Raw genomic sequence first — 16062 nt, forward strand, 5'->3', positions numbered from 1 at the left:
ATAAGTTGGAGTTGTCATGGTAACCAGAAGACGTTTTCTTGCAGGATGCACCGCAGTGCCCTTCCTTTCGTATCTCAGCCTCAATTCTGCCTTTGCTGCCACGCCCCCCAGCATGCTGGTGATGGCGATGCAGCTGGATAACATGACCAGCCTCGACCCGCATGAAAGCTTTGAAGCTATCGGCGGCCAGATCTGCGGCAACCTGTATCAGAAGCTGGTCATGCCGGACCCACAGCAGGCCGACAAAGTGATTGGCGCGCTGGCAAAAAGCTGGGAAGTGAACGCCGACAACAGCGTTTATACCTTCCACATCGATCCGGCGGCTAAATTCGCCGACGGCACGCCCGTTACTGCCGAAGATGCAGCGTTCTCCATCGAACGTATCGTGAAACTGGATAAAAGCCCGGCGTTTATCATTAACCAATTTGGCTTTACCAAAGATAACGTCACCCAGTTGGTGACAGCGAAAGACACCCATACGCTGGAGATGAAACTGGGCGCACCGGCCGCTGAAAGCTTCCTGTTGTATTGCCTGTCAGCCACCGTCGGCAGCATCGTATCGAAGAAAGCGTGCCTGGCGAACCAGCAGAACAACGACTTCGGTAACGCCTGGCTGAAACAGCACAGCGCCGGTTCCGGTGCCTTTACCCTGCGCACCTGGAAAGCCAGCGAAACCGTTATTCTGGAACTCAGCCCGCAATTTGCTAACCAAAGCAAAATTAAACGCGTGATCCTGAAACATATCGCCGACCCGGCGGCCCAGGCACTGATGCTGAAAAAAGGCGATGTCGATGCCGCTTATGACCTGACCACCGAACAACTGTTGCAGGTAAAAAACGATCCTGCGGTCAATCTGGTCAATCAGTCCCTCTCGTCCGTGATGTTGATGTCGTGCAACACCAATAACGAATACCTGAAAAAACCGCAGGTATGGCAGGCCCTGAAATGGGCGCTGGATTACGACAGCATCCAGAAAAACATTCTTTCGATGAGCTTCACCACCCATCAGAGTTTCCTGCCGAGCGGTTTCCCGGCAGCGCTGGACGACAACCCATTCCATAAAGATGTCGCCAAAGCCAAAGCGTTGCTGGCGGAAGCGGGTTATCCGGACGGGTTTGAAATCACCCTCGACCACTACTCGATGCAGCCCTACCCGGATATCGCCCAGGCGATTCAGACCCAACTGGGCGCGATTGGCATCAAAGTGTCGCTGATTGCGGCGGAAAACCGTCAGGTACTGACCAAAATGCGCGCCCGTCAGCATCAACTGGCGCTGACCGTATGGGGTGCGGATTACTTCGACCCGAACTCCAATACCGAAGCCTTCTGCGTTAACACCGACAACAGCGACAACGCGCGCAACCGCACGCTGGCCTGGCGTTGTAGCTGGTCTGATGATGAGTTCAACAAGCTGACCGAGCAGGCGCTGCACGAAGCCGATCCGGCCAAACGTATTGCGCTGTATCACCAGATTCAGCAGTTGGGTCGCGAGAAGAGTCCGTTTATCTACATGATGCAGAAAACCAAAAACGTCGCCGTCGGCAAAAATATCAGCGATGTCCATATGACGGTGCTGGAACAATGGCCGTATGAGCAGGTGAAAAAAGCCTGATGCCGTTACTGAAGAAAATCGTCAGCACCCTGAGCAGCCTGGTGCTGACGCTGTTTGGCCTGTCGGTTTTGACCTTTTTCATTGGCCGCGTGATGCCCACCGATCCGGTGCTGGCAGCGGTCGGTGATAACGCGCCTCAGTCCGTTGTGGAGCGCGTACGTGCGGAGATGGGGCTGGATCAGCCCCTTTACATCCAGTTTGGTCATTACCTCAATCAGCTGTTACATGGCGATCTCGGCAAATCGATTCTGACCTCCAATCCGGTCACCACCGATATCGCACGTTTCTTCCCTGCCACTATGGAGCTGGCAACGGCGGCGATTATTATCGCCGCGTTGATCGGTATCCCGCTGGGCGTGTGGGCGGCGGTGCGGCAAAGCACCTGGGTGGATCAAACCATCCGCGTAGTGTGCCTCGCCGGCCACTCGCTGCCGGTGTTCGTGCTGGCGTTACTCAGTTTGTTGGTGTTCTACGCGGTGCTGGGTATCGCGCCAGGACCGGGGCGTCAGGACATCATCTGGCAGGATATGGTGCCGCAGGTCACCGGTTTCCTCACCATCGACTCGCTGCTGGCAGGTGAATATGACGCTTTCCGCGATGCGCTGGCGCATATGGCGCAACCGGTGTTGATCCTCGCTTATTTCAGCATGGCCTACATCACGCGTATGACGCGCACTTTTATGCTCAACGCCCTGAGCGGCGAGTTCGTGATTACGGCACGCGCCAAAGGCTTATCTGCGGCTCGGGTGATCTGGCGTCACGCCTTCCCCACCGTGGCGGTGCAACTGGTGACGGTGCTGGCGCTGACCTACGCCGGACTGCTGGAAGGCGCGGTGGTAACGGAAAACGTCTTTGCCTGGCCGGGCCTCGGGCAGTATCTCACCACCTCGCTGATGAATGCCGACATGAACCCGGTGGTGGGCGCAACCTTGCTGGTCGGCACCGTGTATGTGCTGCTTAACCAGTTGGCTGACCTTCTCTATCGACTTTGGGACCCGCGCGTAAAATGATCTTTTTCTCTCGTGACTGGCTACTTGATGACACGCCAGCTAACCGCCGTCAGGCGGTGTGGGGCCGTCGCTATCGTCTGTGGCTCAGCCTGCGCAGCAACCCGCTGGCGATGGCGGGGCTGCTGGTCATTTTCCTGATGTTGCTGCTGGCGCTGTTTGCCCCGCTGCTGACACCGTTCGATCCTGGCGCGCAGCATCTGGATAACCGCCTTGCGTTACCGTCCTGGGCACACTGGCTCGGCACCGATGAACTGGGGCGCGATGTCTGGACGCGCATCATTTATGGCGGGCGCACCACGCTTGGCATGGTGATCGCCGTGGTGTTGCTGACCGCCCCGCTCGGCCTGTTAATTGGCTGTATCGCCGGGTATGCCGGTGGATTTGTCGACAAGGCGCTGATGCGTCTGACCGATATCTTCCTCGCCTTCCCGCGCCTGATTCTCGCGCTGGCATTTGTCGCCGCGCTGAAACCGGGTGTCGAAAGTGCGGTGCTGGCCATCGCCCTCACCGCGTGGCCGCCCTATGCGCGCCTGGCGCGTGCGGAGACGTTGCAGTTCCGCAACAGCGATTTTATCGCAGCCAGTCGTCTGACCGGGGCAGCGCCGTTACGCATTATTCTGCGCCATATCATGCCGTTGTGCGTGCCAAGCCTGATTGTGCGCGTCACCCTCGACATGAGTTCGATCATCATCACCGCTGCCAGCCTTGGCTTTCTCGGTATGGGGGCACAGCCACCTTCACCGGAATGGGGCACGATGATCGCCACCGCGCGCCGTTTCCTGTTCAGCGAATGGTGGGTGCCGCTGATGCCGTGTATCGCTATTTTCCTGACGTCGCTGGCGTTCAACTTTCTTGGCGACGGTCTGCGCGACGTGCTGGACCCGAAGGAGCGCTAAATGTTGGTGGAAATTGAAAATCTGCGCATTGCCTTCCGCAATCGTGCTGAGACTTTTGAAGCAGTGCGTGGCGTCAGCTTTAGCGTTGGTCGCGAGAAGTTCGCCATTGTTGGCGAGAGCGGCTCCGGCAAATCGCTGACGGCGCGCAGCCTGATGCAATTGCTGCCGGGCAATGCCGAAGTCACGGCAGATGTGCTGCGTTTTGATGGTATCGATCTGCGCGGCGCCAGCGAAAAAGTGCTGCGCCAGATTCGCGGCAAGCGCGTTGGTTTTATTTTGCAGGACCCGAAATATTCGCTGAATCCGGTGATGACCATCGGCCAGCAGATTGCCGAAGCCTGGCGCGAGCACAAAGGCGGCAGCAGAAAAGCGGCGATGCAGGCGGCGATTGAGTTGCTGGAACAGGTCAAAATCCGCGATCCCGAGACGGTGGCGAAGCGCTATCCGCATGAAGTTTCTGGCGGCATGGGCCAGCGCGTGATGATCGCCATGATGCTGGCACCGGATCCGGAGCTGCTGATTGCTGACGAACCCACCAGCGCGCTGGATGCCACGGTGCAGGCCGAGATCCTGAAACTGATTGACGATCTGGTTTCTGCGCGCGGCATGGGGTTGATCCTGATCAGCCACGATCTGCCATTGGTGTCGCATTTCTGCGATCGCGTGGCGGTGATGTACGCCGGACGGATCGTCGAATTGCTGGAAGCCGGGCAGCTACAACAAGCGCAGCATCCTTATACCCGCGGATTGCTGGCCTGCCTGCCATCGTTGCGCCATCCGCGCGAGCGGTTGCCGGTGTTGCAGCGCGATGCGGCGTGGCGGGATTAATAAGCGTTTCCGAAATTGCGCGATGAATCGCGCCGCCACGGTCTGGTGCAGCCTGTAGCGGCGCGATTTATCGCGCGAGTTGGATCGGATGATTAGCTAAACGAGCAAAACACATGATTCAAATCGATAATCTGCGCATCGCCTTTGGTGCGCACACCGTGGTGAAAGGCGTCAGCTTTGCCGTTGGTAACGGCGAAAGTTTTGGTCTGGTCGGCGAAAGCGGTTCCGGCAAATCCACCATCCTGCGGGCGCTGGCGGGCCTGAATGAACACTGGCAAGGCAGCATGACCTTCGGTGGTCAGGCGCTGAGTGCCAAACGCAGCCGGACCTTTTTTCGTCAGGTGCAAATGGTGTTTCAGGACCCGTTCGGTTCGCTGCATCCACGCCAGACCATTGACCGTATCCTGCACGAACCGTTGCTGGTACATCAGCTCGATCGCGCCGAGCAACGCATCAGCCAGGCTCTGAGCGAAGTGGGCCTGCCTGCGGCGGTGCGGTTCCGTTATCCCCACCAGCTCTCCGGTGGGCAGCGTCAGCGTGTGGCGATTGCCCGCGCGTTGATTGCCGAGCCGGAAGTGCTGCTGCTGGATGAACCGACCTCCGCACTTGATGTGTCGGTACAGGCGGAAATCCTTAATTTACTTAGCGATCTTCGCAGCGAACGCAAACTGACCTACATTATGGTGACACACAACCTCGCGGTGGTGACGCACCTGTGTCAGCGCATTGGCGTGATGCAACATGGCGAGATGGTGGAGCAGCTAAGCGCCGATGACCTGCGCGCCCGCCGCATCCAGCATCCGCACACCGCGCAACTTTTTGATCTCAGCATGACGCTGGAGGAACCGGCATGACAGCCCACTGGCAACAGGCCGCAGATGTTGCAAACTCAATTGTGCAAAGCTGGCAACAACCCGGCGCACCCGGCGGGGCCATCGTGCTGTTCGATGCTCACCATATTCACTCTACCCACTGTGCCGGTTTGGCCGATCTGGCCCAACAAACGCCGTTCACCGCCGACAGCGTGGTGCGCTTTGCTTCCATCACCAAACATCTGTTTGCCGCACTGGTGACCGGGCCAGGCCGCCGCTATCTGCAACTGGAAGACACCCTGGCCCAGCATCTGCCGCAATTGACCGGCGCTAATGGTTCAGTAACCGTCGGCCAGGCGCTGGATATGAGCAGCGGTTTGCCGGATGTGCGTGAAACCCTGTCGCTGCTCGGTTTGTCGGTCTACAACGCCACCACCGCCGCCGACCTGTTGGCTTTCGTGGCGCGCGAAGGCGATCTCAGTTATCCACCCGGTAGCGAGATTTCCTACACCAACACCGGTTATCGTCTGGTGGAAGAAGCGCTGAAAGCCAAAGGCGTGCTGTTCAACGACCTGTTGCAGCAATACGTCTGCGAACCTTTGGATATCAACCTGTTCGCCCCGGAAAGCTGGTTTGATATCGTCCCCGGCCTGGTGCCGGGTTACTGGAATAATGGGCAGCAGTGGCAGCTTTCCAGCGCCGGTCTGCATCTGTCGGCATCCGGCAGCGTGACCGGCAGCCTGCATGATTTGACGCGCTGGCTGCAAACGCTGTTGGCAGACACCGGTCCCGGTGCAGGCGTGCTGCAACGGCTGAGTGCGCCGCGCAATCTCAACGATGGACGCACCAGCGGTTATGGCCTTGGCATCACCAGCTCGACGCTCGGTAGCCAGACGCTGTTTGGTCATGGCGGTTCCCATGCTGGTTATAAAAGTTACTTCCTGCTGCACCCGGAACTGAAGATTGGGGTGGCTCTGGTCGCCAACCGCGAAGATATCACCACCTCCGAAAGTGCACTGCGTATCCTGGCGGCGGCGTTGGGCCGGACGTTGCCGGAGAAGGGGCACGATCTGACGCCCGGTTTGTATGTGGCACCAGATGCCGCCGACTGGCTGGAGATTAACGGTGTTACCGCCACCTGGCTCGGTGCCGGTGAAACTCTGTGGCGCGACGAGCGTCACGGCGACGCCGTCTCCCTTTCCAGTACCTTCCCCATGCAGTTACGCCACGACGGTGCGGCGATTGTTGGTGAAATCGGCCATGCCGCGCGGCGTTTTGTGCCGGTGCAACCCGATAGCGCCAGCCTCGATAACCTGCAAGGACGCTGGTTTGCGCCGCAGTGGCGCAGTGAAATGGTGATTGAAGGGGATGAGCTGACGATGGGCATCGGCCCGGCGGCGATTCGTGCCACGCTGCAATCGCTGGGCGGCGATCGCGTGCTGGCTACCGCGCTGGATGGTCCGTGGGAAAAACGTTTTGTGTTGGCGCGCAGCGGCGATAGCGTGCGGCTGCTGCTGAACCGCAGCCGTGTGGTAACGTTTACGCGCTAAGCACCAAGACCCGCGCGATGAATTGCGCCGCTACCAATGATTGCACCCATCAGTAGCGGCGTGATTTATCACGCAATAGGGTGACGCAGGCGTCCGATTTTTTCGATCTCCACTTCAATCTCATCGCCGGGGAACATAAACAGCGGTGGCGTGCGTTTCTTACCCACGCCGCCCGGTGAACCGGTGATGATCACATCCCCTGCCGCCAGCGGGCTGAATGCCGAGATGTATTCGATGATCTTCGCTACCGGATGCACCATGCTGGCGGTGGTGTCGTTCTGTACTTCACGCTGATTCAGCCAGGTTTTAATCGCCAACTGCTGTGGATCGGGGATCTCATCCGCAGTGGTCATCCACGGGCCAAAACCTCCGGTTTGCGGCCAGTTTTTCCCGGCAGTGAACCAGGTGAACTGCATGTCACGCACGGTGGCATCCATAAAGCAGCTGTAACCGGCGACGTGGGCCAACGCTTCATCCGCTTTGACCTGATACGTCGGTTTGCCGATGATCACCGCCAGCTCGCCTTCATAGTCGAACTCCTGGGTAGTGACCGGTTTCAGCAGCGGCTGCTCATGAGACGCCAGCGAGTCGGCAAAGCGCACAAATAAGGTCGGCGCTTCAAGGGTTTCAGCAAACTCTTTGCGTTTGTCGGCATAATTCATCCCGACGCAAAACACCTTACCTGGATTCTCAATCACCGGCAGAAAACGGATAGCACTGAAGGGGTAATCGGCAGGCAGCGCGTGGAACGCTGCCAGGTCGCTCTGCGCACCACGTTGCAGCAGGGTTTTCAGGTCGGGACATTCGGCACCGAGGCGTTTGCCGAGATCCACCACACCCTGTTCCTGCACGATTCCATAACTTTTTGTTGCCTGGTCAATAAGATAAAAACTGCAAAGCTGCATGACTGCCTCGTTGGAATAAAAAAATCGCGCGCAGGTTACCAAAAGCCGCACAGGAAAGCGGTACGACCTGCGCGCGATGTGGCTTAATTTTGCGTACTCGCCAGATAGGAGAAGGCACTCAGCAGGCTGATCAGTGTCCCCATCTGCTCGGCACGATAGCCCACCGTTACCGCATCAATACGTGTTACTCCGGGGATCAGGCTGAACAGATCGGCCAGCACCGGTTTGCTCGCCTGGAGCTGCATCTCATAAGGGGCGCTGAGGCGGGTGGTGCTGACCTGACTGGCACGCTGCACTGCCGCCGTCGCCGCCGCGCGAATGGCGTTTTGCGCCGCCTGCGGGCTGATGGATTCTGCGCAGGTATGGGAAATCGCGCGTTTTACGCAGACGTAGTCCACCGATGGATAATGCTCGCCCATCCAACCCTTGAGCTGATCGTCGCCGCTCACCAGCCACAGCGGTGTGCCCTGTTCGGCAGCCGCAGCGGCATAGATATCGCTCTCGCCCATCACTTTGCCGTTGATATGGATGCGCCAGAACGCACGACCGTTAATGGTGTGCGCCAGCACGCCCGGCTCTCCTGCCGCACTGTGATAACCGATAAAAAACAGGCCATCGAACGGTTGCTGCTCCAGCCCTTCGACCATCGACAAACCGCGCGGTTTGCCCTGTACCAGCCGGGCACGCGCATCGATATTTTCTGCGCGCAGGTTGGTCATTTGCGCGTGGCTGTCGGCCACCACCACTTCAGTGGCACCACCGGCAAACGCCCCGTCGATGGCGGCGTTGACTTCCTGTTCCATTAATCCACGCGCCAGCTGATATTCCGCATGGCCGGGTGAACATTGTTCCGGGCGCATCACGCCCGCGATGCCTTCGATATCGGCGGAGATAAAGATTTTCATAGGGTGATGTTTGTTCCGTTAATCATGTTACAAGCCAAAACCGCGCGATAAATCGCGCCGCTACATTACGTGCGTTCATTCGTAGCGACGCGATTTATCGCGCAAGAATACCGGGAAGTTATGGTTGCGCCAGTTTGTCTAAAACATCCGTCAATGCCGGGCGGTGGTGGCCGCGGAAGCCGGTAACGGCTTCGGCACTCAGCAACGCATCCAGCACCGCGTGTTCAGTGGCATCGGCGGCGGCAGCGAGCAAGGGTTCCAGCGCCGCATCGTCCGGTGGCTGTGGTTGGCCCTGGGTGGAAAAGGCTACCGCGATATCGCCGGAACCATGACCCCAGTAGCTACCAAGACGTCCCAGGCCGGCACCCGCGCGCTTTGCCACGCGCTTCAACTGACGAGCATCCAGCGGCGCATCGGTCGCCATAATGATGATGATGGAACCCGCATCGCGCTGTGGCGTCAGTTCCGGCAGCAACGGGGCGATCATCTCGCCGAGGCGCACGCCATCCAGCGTTAACGCCGTCAGTGCGCCAAAGTTCGCCAGCACCAGCACGCCCAGCGTGGCATTCAATGAAGGGATCAGACGCGAGGCGCTGCCAATGCCGCCTTTCAGGCTGAAGCAGCTCATACCGCGCCCGGCCCCCACGCTGCCACGGGGGAAATCGGGCTGCGCCTGGTGCAGGGCTTGCTGCGCCAGCGCTTCCGTCACCGCCAGCGCCTGGATGTCGTTCAGCCAGCCGTCGTTGCACTCCAGCGCCAGCGGATTAACCGTAGGCAAACTGCGGCCCAGTTCCGGGTTGCGGCTGATGGCATCACGCACCAGGGTGGTAAACAGCGTGCCGACTGCCAGGGTGTTGCTGAGCAGGATTGGCGTCTGCAATACGCCCAGCTCCTCCACCTGTACCAGACCAACCGGCTTGGCAAAGCCGTTAAACACCGCTGCCGCGCAGGGCAGCGGTTGCTGGAACAGATTGTCGCCCGGCGGCACAATCGCGGTGACGCCGGTCTGGATCTCATCCTCGGCCAACGTGGCATGGCCGACGCGCACGCCGGGAACATCGCTGATCAGGTTGGTCGGCCCACAGGCGCTGCGCGGCTGACCGAGCTGGCGCGTTTCACGCCAGCGTTGCAGCAGCAGGTCGCGCTGCATCTGTTGAAAATCCATGTTTAACTCTTCAGTTTGGGATCAAGCGTATCGCGCAGGGCATCGCCCAGCAGGTTAAACGCCAGCACCGTGATAAAAATCGCCAGTCCAGGGAAGACGCTGACGTGCCACATGCCCGCCATCATCATGTTGCGGCTCATCGCGAGGATGTTGCCCCACTCCGGGACGTCCGGCTCCGGGCCAAGACCAATAAAACTCAGTCCGGCTGCGGTGAGAATACTGGTGCCGATGCGCATGGTGAAGTAGACAATCACGTTCGACAGCGTACCCGGCAGGATATGGCGCAGCAGGATCACCCGGTCCGGCGCACCGGCGCAGCGTACCGCTTCCACATAGGCGGCCTGCTTCAGCGATAGGGTCGACGCACGTACGATGCGGGCAAACACCGGCACGCTGAATACCGCCACCGCGATAATCACGTTATTCAGGCCTGGACCGAGAATGGCCACCACCGCAATCGCCAGCAGCATACCGGGGAAGGCGAACAGCACATCAGAACCACGCATGATCAGCATGTCGATCCAGCGACCATAGTAGCCCGCCAGCAGGCCAAGCATCACGCCCACCACCATGCCAAGCGTGACTGACACAACGCCAACATATAACGAGATACGTGCGCCAAAGATAATGCGACTGAGCAGGTCACGACCGAGATCGTCGGTGCCCATCCAGTGCGCGGCAGACGGCGGTGACGACAGCGCCATCCAGTCTGGTGCCATCGGGTCCCACGGGGCCAGCCACGGGGCGAAAATCGCCACCAGTACCAGCAGCAACACAAAACCGCCCGATACCAGCGCCAGTGGATTGCGCACAAAGGCGTGGAGAAAATCGCGCCACGGCGAACGGATCGCCTCCTGCGTGTTGGCAGGCAGAGATTGCAGACTCATCACGGCTCCTGTCGCAGGCGAATTGCCGGGTTAACCACTGCGTACAGCAGATCCACCAGCAGGTTAATCACAATAAATTCAAAGACAAACAGCATGACCAGCGCCTGAATCACCGGCTGATCCTGCGCTTTGATCGATTCGATCAGCAGCCAGCCTAATCCCGGCCAGTTGAACACGCTTTCCACGACGATCGATCCACCCAGCAGAAAACCAAACTGCAAACCAAGCATGGTGATCACCGGGATCAGCGCATTGCGCATCACATGTTTCCAGGTGACCAGCCGATTACGTAGCCCCTTCGCTTTGGCAGTGCGCACGTAATCCTCCTGTGCCACTTCCAGGAACGCAGATCGGGTAAAGCGCGCCATCACCGCCGCCACCGAGGAGCCAAGGGTAATGGCGGGCAGGATGATATCGGTGGGCTTGTTGAAGCCGCTGACCGAGAACAAACCAAACGGCATGGCAACAAACTGAATCAGCAGCAGGCCCAGCCAGAAAGTCGGCATTGAGATACCGCCCACCGCGACGCTCATCAGCGTCCAGTCCTGCCATTTACCGCGTTTCAGCGCTGCCAGTACACCCAGAAACAGACCGAGAATCACCGACCAGGCAAAGCCCGCCAGCGCCAGCCACATGGTCGGCATAAAGCCTTTTTTGATCACTTCCAGCACCGGTTGTTGCGTGCGATAGGTGACGCCGAGATCGCCGCGAAACAGGCCGCCCAGCCAGTGCAGATATTGCTGCGGCAGCGGGTCATTCAGACCAAGATGCTGACGCGCGGCTTCCACCGCCGCCAGCGGTGCATCCGGCCCGGCGTAGATACGTGCCGGATCGCCCGGTAGCAGTTTGATGAAGCCGAATACCAGCAGCGAGACCACCAGCAGTACCGGGATCATCTCCAGCAGACGACGAATGATGTATGCGAACATGCGTTTCCTTTTTGTGATGGTGCGAGCGGTGGGGCCCTCACCCTAACCCTCTCCCGCCAGCGGGAGAGGGGACTGATCGAGCACCATCACTACCTCCCTCTCCCGTCTTGCGGGAGAGGGCCGGGGTGAGGGTCACAGCGATGTCTTACTTAAACGCCGCCTGGGTATACAGGAAGTTGCCATCTGGCAGCATCGACACGCCGCTCAGGTTGCTGCGTTTACCCACCAGGTTGTCTGGCGTACCGAGGAAGGCGACCGGGGCATCTTTCCACAGCAGCTTCTGCGCTTCGGCATACGCCACACCACGTTTTGCCGGGTCAGCGGTGGCCAGGCCACCGGCAATCGCTTTATCCACTGCCGGGTTGCTGTAGTACGACACGTTGTATGAGGTCGGCACCCAGGATTCGGTGGCGTACAGCGGGCGCAGTGCCCAATCCGCATCACCGGTAGAGGTGGACCAGCCGCCGTAGTAGAGGTCAAATTCCGCCTGCTTCGGATCCTTCACGCCCCACAGTTTGGCGTTGCGCGTCCCGGAATCCATTGGCGTCACGGTGACGCGAATGCCTGCGGTCGCGAGCTGCGCTTTCAGGAACTGCGCCGCACGCACGCTGGCAGTGGCGTTGGTGGTCCACAGCTTCAGGTCCAGACCGTTCGGATAACCCGCCGCTTTCAGCAGCGCTTTGGCTTCATCCGGTGCGTAACGGTAGTTCGGGTCGCTCTGCTTCTGCCAGAACTGCACCCCTTCCGGGATGGCGGAGCTGGCTGGCTTGCCCATACCGGCAAACGCCACTTTCAGCCACAGATTGCGATCGATGGCGTAGTTGATCGCCTGACGCACGCGCAGATCCGCCAGCGGTTTGTGCTGGGTGTTGATCGCCATGTAGTACAGGTAAATGCTCGGATCGCGCTGGATCGCCAGCTTGCTGTCGTTCTGCACGGTGCTGATCAGATCGGACGGCAACGGCCAGATCGCATCCACCTGACCGGACTTGAGCGCGGCCACGCGCGTGGCATCTTCAGGGCTGGGTGAGAAGGTGACGTTATCGACTTTCGGCCAGCCTTTCTGCCAGTAACCATCGTATTTGGTCAGGTTGACCGCTTTCCCCGGCTGCCAGTCAACAAACTTAAACGGACCGGTCCCCACCGGATGCAGACGCAGCTGCGCTTCGTCCGGGTATTGCTTGAGGATTGCCGGGCTCCACATCACCGCCGACGGATGCGCCAGGGTGTTGATAAAAGCACCAAACGACTGGTTCAGCTCAACTTTGACCTGATCCGGGGCCAGTACCGTGACTTTCGCGATCATCTTGTACAGGCTGTTGCGCTTCAGGCCTTTGGTCTGATCGGCGAGGCGTTCAAGGTTGGCTTTCACCGCTTCCGCATCGAACGGCGTGCCGTCCTGGAAGGTCACGCCTTTGCGCAGCGTCAGGGTGAATTCGGTGGCACTGTCGTTGCTGGTGTAGCCGGTCGCCAGCCAGGGTTGCAGCTTCATCTGGGCATCAAACTGGAACAGGCGTTCAAAGATACCGCTCTGCACCGAATAGCTGACGTTGTCCGAGGTATCGTGCGGATCAAGGCCAGTGATATCGGCATACATTGAGATGTGCAGATCCTGCGCCTGTGCGGCAGCCGCCAGGGAGAGGGTAAGTCCGAGAGCGAGCGAGGTGCGACGGAAAAACGGGTTCATAAAATCTCCTGGTATTGGGGTTAGCGCGAAACAATGCCGTCAGCGACCCAGTGCTGCGGAGCAACCTGGCGATAACGGGGTTTAATGACCGTTTCTCCCACCTTGCGTAGCGGCGAGGGGATCTCGCTGTCTTCGAAAGTTCGTTGTGGACGGTTCTGTGGATCTGCCACCGGCACCGAAGCCAGCAGCCGTTGGGTATAGGGATGTTGCGGGTTATTGAACACCGACTGGCGTGGCCCCAGCTCCACAATCTGGCCGAGGTACATCACCGCCACGCGGTTGGCGATACGCTCCACCACCGCCATGTCATGCGAGATAAAAATCCACGACACACCGGTTTGTTGTTGCAGATCCATCATCAGGTTCACCACCTGTGCCTGAATCGACACATCCAGCGCAGAGACCGCCTCGTCAGCGATAATTACTTTGGGTTTCAGCGCCATTGCACGGGCAATCGCGATGCGCTGACGCTGGCCGCCGGAAAACTCATGCGGATAACGGCGCGCATGTTCCGGCAGCAGGCCAACACTTTTCAGCAACGCTTCCACCTGCGGCGTCGCCTCCTCCAGTGACTTCACCACGCCATGCAGCAGCAGCGGCTCGGCAATGGTGAACCCCACGGTTAAGCGCGGATTGAGTGAGGCATAGGGGTCCTGAAATACCATCTGGATTTCACGCCTGAGCGGCTGAAACTGGGCCTCTTTCAGGTTGGCAATTTCGTTACCCTGGAAATGGATACTGTCGGCATCGCTGTTGATTAAACGCATCAACGCGCGACCGGTGGTGGATTTGCCACAGCCGCTCTCGCCAACAATCGCCAGGGTTTCTCCCGGCCACAGCGTGAAATCGATCTGCTCCACCGCATGTACCTGGTGAGTCAGCGCCGAGAAGATGCCGCTGCGAATCGGGTAATATACTTTCAGGCCACGGACATCGAGCAGCGGTTTGTCGTCATAACGCGCGGTGCGCTGTTCGGCATTATCGGCTGGCGCGGCACCGAGCAGCGGAAAGCGTTGCGGCCAGGCGTGTTCACGCATGTCACCGAGTTTCGGTACCGCCGCCAACAAGGCTTTGGTGTAAGGATGCTGCGGCGCATTGAAAATCTCCGCCACCGTGCCCTGTTCCACCACATCGCCGCGATACATCACCACCACACGGTCGGCGACTTCCGCCACCACGCCCATATCGTGGGTAATAAACAGCACCGCCATCTGTTTGGCGCGTTGCAGATCGCGCAGGATATGCAGAATGCGCGCCTGCACCGTAACGTCGAGCGCGGTCGTCGGCTCATCGGCGATCAACAATTGCGGGTCGCAGGCCAGCGCCTGCGCAATCATCACACGCTGCCGCATCCCACCCGACAACGAGTGCGGGTAGCTTTTCATCACGCGATCGACATCGGCAATACGCACCTGGCGCAGCAGCTCGCGCGCACGCGCTTCGGCCTCGGCTTTGCCACAAATTTGCTGGTCGCGTAGCGCTTCCGTCAGCTGATCGCCGACGCGTAACACCGGGTTCAGTGAGGTCATCGGCTCCTGAAAAATCATCGACATTTCGCGGCCACGCAAAGCGCGGCGCTGGGTTTCGTTGAGTTTTTCCAGCTGATGCAGTTGACCGCGACGATCGCGGAACTGGATGCTGCCGCGATCGATACGGCCTGACGCCGCCAGCAACCCCATCACCGCCAGCGAGGTGACCGATTTACCCGATCCACTCTCACCAACCACGGCGACGATTTCGCCCTGATGTATTTCGAAATTGATGCCTTTCAGCGCCTGGCTAACGCCGCTTCGGCCGCGAAAGCTGACGCTGAGGTCCTGAATAGCGAGTACCGGCGCAGTCGCGGAACCGGCAACGCTGGCGGCGTTGTGCATAAGTGAAGTGTCCGTCATCGTTGCTCCGCGTGCGGGTTATAGCCAGATTCGGCCCTGGGAATAGGAGAGGAATGGCGAGCTGTCTGCCGCCAGCCAAATCGGGCCATCCAGATCGACATGTTCTGCCGCAATCGCCACTGGCAGCGCCGCTTCCATCGCCAGCGATGAACCCAGCATGCAGCCGACCATCAGGCGCATATCCAGCTTTTGTGCTTCGGCCACCATCGCCAGCGCTTCGGTTAACCCGCCGCATTTATCCAGCTTGATGTTGATCATTTCGTAGCGATTGCGCAGTTGCGCGATGTCTTCCCGCGTGTGGCAACTCTCGTCAGCACACACCGGAATCGGATGGGTGAAACGCTGTAAATCCTGATCCTGACCGGCCGGTAGCGGTTGCTCGACCATCGCGATGTTGTACGGCAGCAGCGCGTTAAGCAGGCTGTGCAGATCCACACCAGACCAGGCTTCGTTGGCATCAATAATCAGCGTGGCGTACGGGGCCGCAGCGCGGATCGCCGCCACTTTTTCCAGAATGTCGTCACGATTAAGTTTGATTTTCAGCAGGATCGCGCCACGCGATACCGCATCGGCTGCCGCTTCCGCCATATTGGCGACGCTGTCCAGGCTGAGAGTTTCGGCGGTGATCACCGAAATTGGCTGCTCCTGCTGCGTCAGCTGCCAGATTGACTGTTTCGCCAGCGCAGCGTCGAGCCGCCACAGCGCGCAGTCCAGCGCATTACGCGCTGAACCGGCATGCAGACGGGTTTGCAGATCGACACGGCTGAGGCCCGCTTCGATGTCAGCGCGCATCGCTTCCAGCTCGGCGTTGACGCTTTCTGGCGTTTCGTCGTAACGCGGCGTGGGTGTACATTCGCCGCGACCAATAAAGCCATTCTGCTCCAGGGTGACGCGAATCACCGTCACTGCGGTGCGCGTGCCACGCGAGATGGCAAACGGGCGCGCCAGCGGCAGCTCCAGCACTTCAATCTGCATGCGCCGCAT

Annotated in this window: 14 protein-coding genes; 6 read left to right on the forward strand and 8 right to left on the reverse strand. The window is 59.3% G+C overall.

What is annotated here, in order from left to right; all coding sequences use genetic code 11:
* Window positions 1-16: 16 nt before the first annotated feature.
* The 6 genes from AC6I8R_RS19610 to AC6I8R_RS19635 all read left to right on the forward strand — a co-directional run bounded on the left by AC6I8R_RS19610 (window position 17) and on the right by AC6I8R_RS19635 (window position 6708).
* Window positions 17-1612 carry an ABC transporter substrate-binding protein gene (locus AC6I8R_RS19610; protein ID WP_036626742.1) on the forward strand — a complete coding sequence of 532 codons (1596 nt, stop codon included), beginning with the start codon at window positions 17-19 and terminating at the stop codon, window positions 1610-1612.
* Window positions 1612-2622, forward strand: a complete 1011-nt coding sequence (locus AC6I8R_RS19615) for an ABC transporter permease (RefSeq protein ID WP_021184954.1) — start codon at window positions 1612-1614, stop codon at window positions 2620-2622. Before AC6I8R_RS19610 ends, AC6I8R_RS19615 begins: the two co-directional genes overlap by 1 nt.
* On the forward strand, window positions 2619-3518 hold the full coding sequence (locus AC6I8R_RS19620; protein ID WP_021184955.1) for an ABC transporter permease: 900 nt from the start codon (window positions 2619-2621) through the stop codon (window positions 3516-3518). Before AC6I8R_RS19615 ends, AC6I8R_RS19620 begins: the two co-directional genes overlap by 4 nt.
* Window positions 3519-4346: an ABC transporter ATP-binding protein gene (locus tag AC6I8R_RS19625; protein ID WP_021184956.1), complete on the forward strand. Its 828-nt coding sequence runs from the start codon at window positions 3519-3521 to the stop codon at window positions 4344-4346.
* Window positions 4347-4459: 113 nt separating this feature from the next.
* Window positions 4460-5200, forward strand: coding sequence for an ABC transporter ATP-binding protein (locus AC6I8R_RS19630; protein WP_415173620.1), 741 nt, complete (start codon window positions 4460-4462; stop codon window positions 5198-5200).
* A complete protein-coding gene (locus tag AC6I8R_RS19635) occupies window positions 5197-6708 on the forward strand; it encodes a serine hydrolase domain-containing protein (protein ID WP_415173619.1) in 1512 nt (503 codons plus the stop codon). Before AC6I8R_RS19630 ends, AC6I8R_RS19635 begins: the two co-directional genes overlap by 4 nt.
* Before the next feature lie 68 nt (window positions 6709-6776).
* Here the strand turns inward: AC6I8R_RS19635 and AC6I8R_RS19640 are convergent, their stop codons facing one another.
* The 8 genes from AC6I8R_RS19640 to dgcA all read right to left on the reverse strand — a co-directional run bounded on the left by AC6I8R_RS19640 (window position 6777) and on the right by dgcA (window position 16062).
* Window positions 6777-7613, reverse strand: coding sequence for a fumarylacetoacetate hydrolase family protein (locus AC6I8R_RS19640; RefSeq protein ID WP_497832713.1), 837 nt, complete (start codon window positions 7611-7613; stop codon window positions 6777-6779).
* 83 nt (window positions 7614-7696) lie between these two features.
* Window positions 7697-8518: a M55 family metallopeptidase gene (locus AC6I8R_RS19645; RefSeq protein ID WP_021184960.1), complete on the reverse strand. Its 822-nt coding sequence runs from the start codon at window positions 8516-8518 to the stop codon at window positions 7697-7699.
* Between the two features lie 118 nt (window positions 8519-8636).
* Window positions 8637-9683, reverse strand: coding sequence for a DmpA family aminopeptidase (locus AC6I8R_RS19650; RefSeq protein WP_415173618.1), 1047 nt, complete (start codon window positions 9681-9683; stop codon window positions 8637-8639).
* A 2-nt stretch (window positions 9684-9685) separates the two neighbouring features.
* Window positions 9686-10570, reverse strand: a complete 885-nt coding sequence (locus AC6I8R_RS19655; protein WP_021184962.1) for an ABC transporter permease subunit — start codon at window positions 10568-10570, stop codon at window positions 9686-9688.
* Window positions 10570-11499: an ABC transporter permease gene (locus tag AC6I8R_RS19660; protein ID WP_021184963.1), complete on the reverse strand. Its 930-nt coding sequence runs from the start codon at window positions 11497-11499 to the stop codon at window positions 10570-10572. The genes AC6I8R_RS19655 and AC6I8R_RS19660 overlap by 1 nt, the downstream gene beginning before the upstream one ends.
* A 145-nt stretch (window positions 11500-11644) precedes the next feature.
* Complete coding sequence (locus AC6I8R_RS19665) at window positions 11645-13186, reverse strand: glutathione ABC transporter substrate-binding protein (RefSeq protein ID WP_021184964.1); 1542 nt, start codon at window positions 13184-13186, stop codon at window positions 11645-11647.
* A gap of 20 nt (window positions 13187-13206) precedes the next feature.
* Window positions 13207-15078, reverse strand: coding sequence for an ABC transporter ATP-binding protein (locus AC6I8R_RS19670; RefSeq protein WP_036626743.1), 1872 nt, complete (start codon window positions 15076-15078; stop codon window positions 13207-13209).
* Between the two features lie 18 nt (window positions 15079-15096).
* Window positions 15097-16062 (reverse strand): N-acetyl-D-Glu racemase DgcA, encoded by a 966-nt coding sequence (gene dgcA, locus AC6I8R_RS19675; protein ID WP_021184966.1) that lies wholly within the window; start codon window positions 16060-16062, stop codon window positions 15097-15099.

The organism is Pantoea sp. X-Soil-OKNW-713 (assembly GCF_059730685.1).